This window comes from Huintestinicola sp., from assembly GCF_050874005.1.
GTDB lineage: Bacteria > Bacillota > Clostridia > Oscillospirales > Ruminococcaceae > Huintestinicola.
This window is the reverse complement of the sequence record NZ_JBNMJV010000060.1, coordinates 1-11,366: the sequence shown is the minus strand read 5'-3', so window position 1 is coordinate 11,366 and position 11,366 is coordinate 1. Positions and strand designations below refer to the sequence as shown.

Genomic DNA, 11,366 nt, shown 5'->3' with positions numbered 1-11,366 from the left:
TCGCAGATAAACTTTGTTTATCATTGCGGAAGGGCGACAAGGGGCGCCGCCCCCTTGACCCCTGCCACCTTTGAAAAGGTGGACGAAACTTTTACTATGACCTTATTTGTGCAAATTTTTTCGACTAAACACTTTATCGACTAACTGAAACCGCCTTTTGGGTATTTCCGAAAGGCGGTTTTTTTATTTTGATAAAAAATTTAAATCAGTATCCGTCCGTGCCCCCGATAGAGTCGTCATTCTCTATCCAGCTCTGGACGTTGATGGTGGTGTATTTATCGTGGGTGTTGCGGATTATTACCGTTGATATTCCTGCGTTTATTATGAGCCGCTTGCACATTGAGCAGGGCTCCACATCGCCGTAAAGCTCCCCTGTTTTTGCGTCGTGGCAGGCAAGGTAAAGGGTGGAGCCGATAGTGTCGCTTCTCTCGGCGGAGATTATGGCGTTTGCCTCGGCGTGAACGCTGCGGCACAGCTCATATCGCTGTCCCTTAGGTATGCCCAGCTTTTCTCTGGTACAGTAGCCAAGGTCGCAGCAGTTTGTTCTGCCTCTGGGTGCGCCAACATATCCCGTTGAAACTATTTCATCATTTTTAACGATTATCGCTCCGAAATTTCTCCGCAGGCAGGTGCCACGCTCGAGAACTGTCTCGGCGATATCCAGATAGTAGTTTATTTTGTCCCGTCTCTGAACTGTGCTCATTAGAAATATGCCCCTTTCCGGATATAGTATTCTTTATAAACAGTATAGCAGAACTGCGCCGAAAATGCAAGAGGTAAACAGGATTATTACAAGAATTTGACCTTGGGTTGATTTGCGGGTGACGACTCGCAGCGAGACGTTCTATAATTTATTCTGACGACAGACAGTCGGCTCGGTAACGATACGGAATGTTATGTAAAAAGCTTGTAGGGTACGGCTCTCCCGAGCCGTCAGCTCGTTGCCCAAATAAACTTTAGAACAAGCGGCGGCAGGCTCAGCCTGCTAAAATTAACAGGCATATTCATACACAAAAAATTCACAAACATCAAAGAAAAATGTGGTATAATAAATTTAATCATACGCAAAATCAGCATAGGAAAGGAGCAGGCGCCTTATGGCTATCACAAGAAAAAGGGACAACAGCGACAGCCGCATTGCCTCCTTAAAGCTTCAGGACAAAGAATACAACGAATTATACCGCAAATGGCGCATTGAACACAAAAAGGACTACGGCTTCTATTTTCTTGACAACTCCGACGAGCTTACCTATCGTGACGGAGAAGGCTTCATAACCGAGTCTCCCCAGGCGGCGGAGCGGACGGTCATTGTGGAGATACATTCCCTGCTTGCCAAGTTTCTCAGCATTTATACCGTTCTCAATCTTATGATATGGCTCATAAAGGACGTGGCCCCCTTCGGGGATATTCCCCTTTTGTACAACCTTCTGCGGTTTGTTTCAAGCAGCGAATATGTGGCTGTGGCAACGGATTATATCGTAAAGATATCCGTCCGTCTGCTGCCCCTTATCTATCTGCTCAGAAAGATAAATATGCCAAAAAAGCTTTTAATGCCCGTGAAGATATACAACAAGCCCCTGTTTAACATTGCCGTTCCTATGGCGATGCTGACCTTCGGCATCGCTACCGTGCTTTCAAATATACAGCACACATCAGCGGCGCTTTTAGGCGTTGACCCCAATTACAGCATATGGATACCCCAAAACAAGGTCTGCCTGGTACTGTCCGCTGTCCTTACGGCGGTCATTGTTCCGCTCATCAGCGAGATCGTTCATCACGGAATTATCCTGCAGATATTAAAACAGTTCGGCGATGGCTACGCTCTTATCGTAACAAGCCTTATAGCCGCCCTTACCGCAGGAAATTATCACACATTCCTGTTTACATTTACGATAATGCTTGTGGTGGGCTTCTTTGTGGTCCGCTCCGGCTCTATCGTTACGGGATTTGTTATGCGTATCGTCATAAGCGGAAGCGTTTATTTTCTTACGCTCTTAAAAAGCGTACAGCTGCCCGAGGGACTTTATATGTCCATAACTGCGGCTCTGCTTTTTGTGTATATCACAATTGGATTTACCGCTGTTTCCGTTTTCATTATGAGATACAGCAACAAGATAAGCCTGCCCCTTTATCAGATGTACCTTAGCACCAAGGAACGGATAATGTGCTGCCTTACTAACGCCTCAGTCATTATGTGGCTGACCCTGACGGTAATGCTGATGATAATTGATATAAAATGGCTATGACGGATAATGAATATATGAAACGTGCCCTGGAACTTGCAGATGAAGCGGCGGCTGAGGGAGAAGTCCCTGTGGGTGCGGTGATAGTGCGGCTCTCCGACGGCAGGATAGTGGGCGAGGGGCGCAACAGACGTGAAAAAAGCCGCAGTCCCCTGGCTCACGCCGAACTTGAGGCTATTGAAAGCGCTTCCCGTTTTCTGGGCGGCTGGCGGCTGTCGGGCTGTGTGATGTATGTTACGCTGGAGCCTTGTCCTATGTGTGCGGGTGGGATAATAAACTCCCGTATCGACAGGGTGATATTCGGCGCATATGACAAAAAGGCAGGTTCATTCGGTTCTGTGACCGACCTTTCCGCTCTTCCATACAATCACCGTCCTCTTATTAGCGGCGGATCTATGGAGGACGAATGTGCAGGAACTCTTAAAATATTTTTCCGTAAAATGAGGGATAAAAAGATGGATAAAATAAAGCTTGTAAAGGCTGAGACAGACGATCAGCTCCGCAGGGTATCGGCTCTTGCGGACAGCATCTGGCACGAGTATTTTCCCGGGATAATCACCATAGAACAGGTTGACTATATGGTGGAAAAATTCTGCTCCTTTGAAGCGGAAAAGGAAAACATCAAAGAGGGCTATGAGTATTATTTCATAAAGCGAAGCGGCGAGGACATCGGCTACACCGCTATAAAGCCCGACGGTGACAGGCTTTTTCTTTCAAAGCTGTATCTGAAAAAGGAAGAGCGGGGAAAGAAATATGCCCGGGCAGTTACCGATATGCTCAAAGATATTGCACGGGAAAGAGGACTTCGGGCAATATGGCTGACTGTTAACAAGCACAACGACAGCACCATTGCCGCTTATAAAGCTATGGGCTACAAAACCATTGGCGAAGGTGTTGCCGATATCGGAAACGGCTTTGTTATGGACGATTATTATATGGAGCTTGAGGTTTAAGAAATTGTTGAAAATCAAAGATTTTCAACCCGAGTTTTGCTTCTTTGGCTGCCGCCAAAGATTTCCTTACGGAAACCGCAAAACTCTCAAGAAAGGAATGATAATAAATGAGTTATTATGTTGACGAGCAGACTCTCAGAGAGGTAATTGAACTGGTGGGCAAGACTGCCGCCGCTGCCTGCATTTCCTCGTTCTTAAGCGAGGTGGTATTAAAGGCGGTGGTGAATGCCCGTCCCACCAAGATAGTTGTGGAAAACGGTATCCCTGCGGCGCTTTACACCATCGGCGAAAAGGACAAGCCTACGGCGGTTTATGTAAGCTCACGCCGCTCAAAGGTTGACTGGAAGCCCGTTTTATTCTTCGGGGCGGTGTTTGCGGGGTGCAAGTATATTCTTGAATACAGGGAAAAGCACATCGCAAATGTAAAATAGTTCTTTATTATTTTTTATTTATTATTTATTATTTAAATTGATCATAACACAGATATATACAAATAAAAAAAGAAAGGAAAAATCACAGCAAAATGAGCGCAAAAAAGAAAAATTACGATAACGAAAGCATAAGCATTTTAAAGGGTGCGGACAGAGTAAGAAAGCGTCCTGCGGTAATATTCGGCTCGGACGATCTTGAGGGCTGCAAGCACTCGGTATTCGAGATAGTCTCAAACTCCATTGACGAGGCGAGAGACGGTCACGGCGACAAAATAATCGTCACAAGCTACCTTGACCATTCAATTGAGGTGGAGGACTTCGGACGTGGCTGCCCCGTTGATTTCAACAACACCGAACAGCGGTGGAACTGGGAGCTGGTTTACTGCGAGCTGTATGCAGGCGGAAAGTATGACAACAGCGATTATGAGTTTTCCCTGGGCTTAAACGGTCTGGGCGCCTGCGCCACACAGTATGCCTCGGAATATATGGACGTTGAAGTCCTTCGTGACGGTTTTAAATATAACCTCCATTTCGAAAAGGGAGAAAACATCGGCGGTCTGTCAAAGGAGCCTACAAAGTCAAAGCGTACAGGCACAAAAACACGCTGGAAGCCCGATTCCGAAGTATTTACGGACATTGTTATCCCCCCCGATTATTTTCAGTCGGTGCTTAAAAAGCAGGCGGTGGTAAACCCCAAGGTCACCTTTATCCTTCGTATTGAAAAGGAAACGGGGGGCTTTGAGGAGACCGAATATTACTACGAAAACGGCATTACCGATTATCTCAAGGAGATCGTGGGAGAGGAAAATCTCACCTCTCTGCAGTTCTGTTCCTGCGAGAGAAAGGGCAGAGATGCCGAGGACAGACCCGAATACAAAATGAAGCTGTCCTGCGCTTTCACATTCTCCTCAAAGGTAAGCTTTCAGGAATATTACCACAACTCAAGCTTCCTTGAGTATGACGGCACTCCCCAGAAGGCGGTAAGGCAGGCATTCCGCTCCTCTATCGACAATTACATCAAATCCGCAGGCAAATATCAGAAGAACGAAAAGTCCGTTAAAGACGATGATATTGCAGACAGCCTTGTGCTTATCTCGTCCACATTTTCCACCTACACATCATACGAAAATCAGACCAAGAAGGCTATCAACAACAAATCCATCTATGAAAATATGGTGGACTTCTTAAAGCACCAGCTTGAGGTCTATTTTATAGAAAATCCCGATGATGCGGGCAAAATTGCCGACCAGATACTTATCAACAAGCGTGCAAGAGAGTCTGCCGACAGGATAAGGCAGAACACCAAAAACAACCTTACAAAGCAGATAGACCTTGCCAATATGGTGGAAAAATTCGTTGACTGCCGCACAAGAGACAAGTCCCGCAGAGAGGTCTACATTGTGGAGGGAGACTCGGCTCTCGGCTCCTGCAAGACCGCAAGAAACGCCGAATTTCAGGCGATAATCCCCATCAGAGGAAAAATTCTCAACTGCCTGAAGGCGGATTATGACAAGATATTCAAAAATGATATCATAACCGACCTTATCAAGGTACTTGGCTGCGGCGTTGAGGTAAAATCCAAGGCTAACAAGGAGCTTTCAAGCTTCTCTATGGACAATTTCCGCTGGAACAAGGTCATTATATGTACCGATGCGGACGTGGACGGCTTTCAGATAAGAACGCTGGTGCTCACAATGCTCTACCGTCTCACCCCTACCCTTATTGAGCAGGGCTGCGTTTACATTGCCGAGTCTCCCCTGTTTGAAATAACCACCAAGAAGATGACCTACTTTGCCTATGACGAAAAGGAAAAGACCGAGATACTCGCTAAAATCGGCGATGAAAAATACAAGCTTGACCGCTCCAAAGGTCTTGGCGAGAACGACCCCGAAATGATGTCCCTTACCACTATGAACCCCGATACAAGGCGGCTTATAAAGATAACCCCCGCAGATGCAGAGGCTACCTCAAAAATGTTCGACCTGCTCCTCGGAAACGACCTTGAGGGCAGAAAGGACTACATTGCCGAAAACGGCGGCGCATATCTGGAGCTTGCGGATATAAGCTGATAAAAGGAAAGGAATTTTATAAAAAATGAAGCTTGACGATCTGAGAAAAGAAATCAACGATATAGACGGGCAGATGCTCCAGCTTTTCCTCAAAAGAATGGAGATATGCAAGAGTGTTGCCCTTTACAAAAAGGAAAACGACCTGCCCATTATGCAGGAGGGCAGAGAACAGCAGGTAATCGACAGGATAAGAGCCGCTTCTCCCGAGCATATGGCTGACGCAGCGGCGGTTATGTTCACCGAGGTCATGGACATAAGCAAATGCATACAGGCTGAGGTGTATACCTGGGGAAAGATATACGAAAAGCCTGAGATATTCCGTCCCGAGCAGGCGCAGGTCATTGCCTGCCAGGGAAGCACGGGAGCCTATGCCGAGACTGCCTGCGTGAAGCTTTTCGGCGAAAACAAGCCTATCCGCTTTATGACCAATTTCAAGGACGTTGTTGACCTGGTGGAAAGGGGCAGGGCAGACTACGGCATACTCCCCCTGGAAAACTCCACCGTCGGCTCTGTTGCGGAAACCTATGCCCTTATGGCAAGCCACGATTTTTACATAAACAACATTGTCAGAGTGGAGATAACCCACTGCTTTGCGGTAAAGCCCGAGACCGACCCTGCGGACGTGCGGAAGGTTTTCTCAAAGCGTGAGGCGCTGGCGCAGTGCTCAAACTTCATCAAAAACAACGGTCTTGAGCCTATGGACTATGCTAACACCGCTCTTGCCGCAGAAATGGTGAAAAACAGCCCCGACAACACAATCGGCTGCATCTGCTCCAAGTCCTGCGCCGAGATGAACGGGCTCAAAATAGTTGAGGAAAAGGCGGCTGACGCTTATCCCAACTACACGAGATTTATCTGCTTTTCAAAGCACTTTGCCGTTCCCGAGAACGCAAACACCATTTCCGTATCCTTCTCCGTTCCCCATACTCCCGGAGGACTTTACAGAATTCTTACCAAGTTTGCGGTGTACGGCTTGAACCTTAAAAAGATAGTCAACAAGACCGTTGCGGGCAAGGATTTCGAGGCGGTCATCTTCCTTGATTTTGAAGGCTCATATGAGAACCGCAAGGTGGCTGCTTTCCTTGACGACCTGAAAACGGGTATGGGTTATTTTAAGTTCCTGGGAAATTTTACTGAGACGATGTAATTTTTTACTGCGGCGCCGGGCAATGCCCCTTCTACCCTCGCCGGTCTTTAGAAAAAGCCCCCGGCAAAACTTTTATCTTTTGGATTTTTCTGCTTCATTTTGGGAGGTGTGACAAATGGATATTGGTACAAAGCCGAAAGCTGTACGGGTGCGGTATGACAGTCTCATTCTTATGACCATATTCGCTGTCACCTCCTTTGCTCTTATGTGGACGGCGGTAAGCTGTTTCCACCGCATAAGATACGCATATGAAAACTCCTCGGAATGTCTTGGTGCCGCAAGATTTACCGCAAATCATCTGAGAAGCGCAGAGGAAAGCATAAGCATTTTTACGGGCGAAAACGGCCTCCTTGACAAAATAGTCATCGGCAGGCAGGACGGCTATGACGATGTTATCACTTTAAAGGACGGTTTCCTGTGGGAGGCTGTTGTCCCCGGCGGTTCGGACGTATCTCTCGGTGAAAGCATTTTTTCCGCCGACAAGGTTTACATATGTGAAGCGTCGGGGGACACGGTCAAAATAACCGCCTGCTCCGGAACGGGACAGAGTGTTATCATCTTTGCAAAGCCCTCGGCAGAGACGAAATTTTTCTCCTCGGAAGGGGGCTATGACGCTTGAAAAGATCTATTTTCGGCGAGCCTCGCCGGGGCGGTGCAATAAAGCTTGACCCATTTTTTATTGAGATAGCTCTTATTATCCCCGTTTTCGCCCTTTGCTGCTGCAGCACGCTGCGGACACTCGGCGCAGCGGCAAAGCGTGCGGACAGGGAGCAGACATATGCGGTGGCGGTAGCCTGCGCCGAGTCCTGGTGCGAGCTGTACAGTACCACGGGAAACGCCGAGCTTGCCGCCGAGGAGATATTCGGAAAAAAAGCGGCGGATAACTGCATAGACGGTATGAGCTTTATGATACCCTGCGACAAGCTTTTCAGATACTCACCCGAAAGCGGCGGCGGAGCGGTATATATAACCGAAAGCATTGAGGAATGTAAACGTGACGGTCTTATCTACGGTCAGCTCCTGACCTCGGATATCCGTATTGTATGGGAGGACGGAACGGTGGAAGAAAGGGCGGTATGTTATACGCCCTATCCCCTGTCTATCCCCGATGAACAGGAGAATGAAGAATGAACGGAAAATTCAAAACGGTCTCAGCCCCGGGATTTCTCACTCTCATAACCGTTTTTCTTATCATCACCCTTGCTTCGGTGGGTGCTGCGGCTTTATCTGCCACGGGACGGGGCGACAGGCTTACGGAAAAAAGTGCAGAGCGGCTGGAAAAATACCAGGCGGCAAAAAATCTGTCGGCGCAGAGGCTCAGCGAAATAGACGGGTGCATTGCGGCGGCGGCAGACTCGGGACTTTTTGATATGAATTTCGAGGCTCTTATTGAGGAGCTGACATTTGCTTCCTGCACCAAAGAGGGGGAGCATTACATAGTGTCCTGCTCCACGCCCATTGACGAAAAATCCTCGGTTTATCTTGAACTCAGCGTAGACGCATTTCCCACCGACAGACGGGGAAGCTATGAAATAATACGTGAAGCGGTTGTCTACGCTGCGGAGGAAGAGGACGAGGAAGAACGGCTGAACGTATGGCAGGGATTTTGATCTAAAAGGAGGATACCTATGACGGGAATAAGCGAAATTTTAAAGGAAGCGGTAAGTCTCAGCGCTTCTGATATTTTCATAGTTTCGGGCACGGCGGTAAGCTACAAGGTCTTCGGAAACGTTATGGCAAGAGACGAGGAGATAGTAATGCCTGCCGACGCAGAGCGAATGATAAGCGAGATATTCGGGCTGGCGGATATTAAGAAAAGTACGGACGAAATAAGCAGGGAGATGGATTTTTCATTCTCCTTTGCAGGCGTAGGACGTTTCAGAGTCAACGTGTACAGGCAGAGAAGCACGCTTGCGGCGGTGCTGAGAAATGTGCTTTTCGACCTGCCCGACAGCAGCGCTCTTAACATTCCCGAAAGCATTATGTCCCTTGCGGACTCGAATAACGGCATTATCCTTATCACAGGTGCGGCGGGCAGCGGAAAATCCACCACCCTCACCTGTATGATAGATAAAATAAATTCCGAACGCAGAGGGCATATCGTAACCATTGAGGACCCCATCGAATTTCTTCACAAGCACAAGAAGAGCATTATCAGCCAGCGTGAGATAGGCATTGACACCGACAGCTATGCAGACGCTCTGAGAGCCGCATTAAGGCAGTCTCCAAACGTCATACTCCTTGGCGAGATGAGAGACAACGAGACTATGAGCATTGCTATGACTGCCGCCGAAACGGGTCAGCTGGTGCTTTCCACCCTCCACACTCTCGGTGCGGTGAACACCATTGACCGTATAATCGACTCATTCCCCACAAATCAGCAGCACCAGATAAGAATGCAGCTTTCTATGGTGCTTCGTGCGGTGGTCTCACAGCAGCTTCTCCCCGATAAAAGCGGCACTCTCCACCCCGTTTTCGAGGTCATGACGGTAAACAGCGCTATACGCACTATGATACGTGAGCGGAAAACTCATCAGATAGAGACAATAATGCAGACCTCCAAGGGTATGCAGACTATGGACACAGCTATTTTCAAGCTGTTCTCAGACGGTGTTATCACTAAGGAAACGGCTGCTCTTTATGCTTCAAATCCCGAAATGATGAGCAAAAAGATAGAACTTTTTGAAGAAGGCAGCCTCTGATATTTCACGGCAGTCCAATATAATACCTCTGATTTTTGCACTTTTTTATTACAAATTGAAATAATTCACAAGACGAAAACGTTTCATTATGTTAATGTCTACAAACTTGGTTTATTTTTGATAAAAATAGCTAAAAATACTGGACAAATTACTGCTATTGTGCTATAATTGATAATGTAAAGTAATTTATCAATTCTGATTATTTCCATATTTTGAAAGGAGATAAATCTTATGAATAATAACGATAAAAAACGCAAGGTTTTTCAGTCCCTCAGCGCATTCGCCTTTGCGCTGACAGTTTTTGCAGCTAACAGCCAGGGCGGCGGTGTTTCCGCCGAGACAATTGACATCTCAGGCGGTATGGCAAAAGCCTCTGTATCAGATACTCATCAGGATGATGACGGCAGCGAAGAAGCTGACGCAGGCGACGAGCAGGCTAACGGTGACGACGCTGACAGCATATCTACCACTTACGCCAATGAAAGCAGCAGTGCCAACGGCAGGGCTGCTGCCAAAGCAAGTTCCGATGAAGGAGTGTCTGAGAACGGTATTTCCACGAGCAATTCTTCAAATTATTATCAGCTTGGCGACAATGTATTTATGCTTACAGACGGAAGCCAGACCGTTAGCAGCTTCCTTGACAGCCTGAACGCCTTAAAAGATTATGCAATATACAGCAATAACATCAATACAGGCAACCATATCGAGGGCAATGTCTGCACAAATACCGTAAACAATTTTGACCTTTTCAACACAAATGTGGCTCAGCATATGACCAATCAGAACGGCACCAACAGCTACATATGCTATGTTGACAGCTTTGAAGCCCTTACGGGAGATACAAAGCTGGGCGTTTACGACGGCACCACATACGATATAGTGCTGGGCTTCGAAGCTACCTGCTCTATTGAAGGAAACAACTACATAATCACATATGAGGAAAACGGCGAAACCAAAACTACAACTCTGACCGTAAACGGCGATATAAATGCTGTTTCTATCCGTGGTCTCGAAGACGGCGAAATAGTTGATATCAGCCAGAACCTTCAGAATATCGCTGATCAAGGCGATGCTTTGCACAGCGAGGTCGCTTATAATCCCGAAAGTACGGTAAATCCCTTCCGGACTGTTTCCGAGGCTCTAAACGACATTAACAGCAATTCCATTTCCGGCAACAACGTTGTTGTTGTAAACGCAACTGTAGATCAGATAAACTCCAACGAAAACGTTAATAACGGCTGGCTTCAGAACATTCTTGCAAATAACAACGGTGCAAATATTATTGTCAACGTTCAGACTGACGGAATGAGCAATATAAGCTTCGGCAATATAAATCCTCAGGCCTGGAGCAGCAGCAATGCCAATGTTATTTTCAACTTTGGCAGCTACAACGGCAATATTGACGTTAAGAACTGGGGCGGCATTATTGTAGCTCCTAACGCTACTCTTTATAACGATAATAACATCGAGGGTTCTGTTATCGTTGATACATTAAACCAGGGCGGCGAGATACATCAGGTAACCAGCGATGGTTATGAGATAGAAATATCCGAAATTTCCGGCGGCGAAGCTGGTGAGGAGACCGGCGAAGAGACTGGCGGCGAGACCGGCGGTGAAACTGGCGGCGAGACCGGCGGTGAAACTGGCGGAGAGACCGGCGGCGAGACCGGCGGCGAGACTGGCGGTGAAACTGGCGGCGAGACCGGCGGTGAAACTGGCGTAGAGACTGGCGGCGAGACCGGCGGTGAGACCGGTGGTGAGACCGGTGGAGAGACCGGCGGTGAGACCGGCGGTGAGACCGGCGGTGAGACCGGCGGAGAG

The 11,366-nt window shown here is 47.6% G+C and carries 11 protein-coding genes; 10 read left to right on the top strand and 1 reads right to left on the bottom strand.

Going from position 1 to position 11,366, the window contains the following annotated elements; all coding sequences use genetic code 11:
* Window positions 1-205: 205 nt before the first annotated feature.
* Window positions 206-703 carry a deoxycytidylate deaminase gene (locus ACR0QN_RS13160; RefSeq protein ID WP_432651680.1) on the bottom strand — a complete coding sequence of 166 codons (498 nt, stop codon included), beginning with the start codon at window positions 701-703 and terminating at the stop codon, window positions 206-208.
* A gap of 394 nt (window positions 704-1,097) precedes the next feature.
* Between ACR0QN_RS13160 and ACR0QN_RS13155 the strand changes: the two genes are divergently transcribed.
* The 10 genes from ACR0QN_RS13155 to ACR0QN_RS13110 all read left to right on the top strand — a co-directional run.
* Window positions 1,098-2,246, top strand: a complete 1,149-nt coding sequence (locus ACR0QN_RS13155; RefSeq protein ID WP_432651679.1) for a CPBP family intramembrane glutamic endopeptidase — start codon at window positions 1,098-1,100, stop codon at window positions 2,244-2,246.
* The gene (locus ACR0QN_RS13150; RefSeq protein ID WP_432651678.1) at window positions 2,237-3,196 is read left to right on the top strand and encodes a GNAT family N-acetyltransferase; all 960 of its coding nucleotides are present in this window, start codon (window positions 2,237-2,239) and stop codon (window positions 3,194-3,196) included. The genes ACR0QN_RS13155 and ACR0QN_RS13150 overlap by 10 nt, the downstream gene beginning before the upstream one ends.
* A 107-nt stretch (window positions 3,197-3,303) precedes the next feature.
* On the top strand, window positions 3,304-3,627 hold the full coding sequence (locus ACR0QN_RS13145; protein WP_432651677.1) for a hypothetical protein: 324 nt from the start codon (window positions 3,304-3,306) through the stop codon (window positions 3,625-3,627).
* Window positions 3,628-3,719: 92 nt separating this feature from the next.
* Window positions 3,720-5,696, top strand: a complete 1,977-nt coding sequence (locus tag ACR0QN_RS13140) for a DNA gyrase/topoisomerase IV subunit B (RefSeq protein ID WP_432651676.1) — start codon at window positions 3,720-3,722, stop codon at window positions 5,694-5,696.
* Between the two features lie 25 nt (window positions 5,697-5,721).
* Window positions 5,722-6,843 (top strand): bifunctional chorismate mutase/prephenate dehydratase, encoded by a 1,122-nt coding sequence (locus ACR0QN_RS13135; RefSeq protein WP_432651675.1) that lies wholly within the window; start codon window positions 5,722-5,724, stop codon window positions 6,841-6,843.
* Window positions 6,844-6,958: 115 nt separating this feature from the next.
* Entirely contained in the window at window positions 6,959-7,462 is a 504-nt protein-coding gene (locus ACR0QN_RS13130) for a hypothetical protein (RefSeq protein ID WP_432651674.1), read from the top strand.
* A complete protein-coding gene (locus ACR0QN_RS13125) occupies window positions 7,459-7,974 on the top strand; it encodes a hypothetical protein (protein WP_432651673.1) in 516 nt (171 codons plus the stop codon). The genes ACR0QN_RS13130 and ACR0QN_RS13125 overlap by 4 nt, the downstream gene beginning before the upstream one ends.
* Window positions 7,971-8,453, top strand: coding sequence for a hypothetical protein (locus tag ACR0QN_RS13120; protein ID WP_432651672.1), 483 nt, complete (start codon window positions 7,971-7,973; stop codon window positions 8,451-8,453). The genes ACR0QN_RS13125 and ACR0QN_RS13120 overlap by 4 nt, the downstream gene beginning before the upstream one ends.
* An 18-nt stretch (window positions 8,454-8,471) precedes the next feature.
* Complete coding sequence (locus ACR0QN_RS13115) at window positions 8,472-9,545, top strand: type IV pilus twitching motility protein PilT (protein WP_432651671.1); 1,074 nt, start codon at window positions 8,472-8,474, stop codon at window positions 9,543-9,545.
* Window positions 9,546-9,776: 231 nt separating this feature from the next.
* On the top strand, window positions 9,777-11,366 hold a 1,590-nt coding region (locus ACR0QN_RS13110; RefSeq protein ID WP_432651670.1), incomplete at its 3' end, for a collagen-binding domain-containing protein.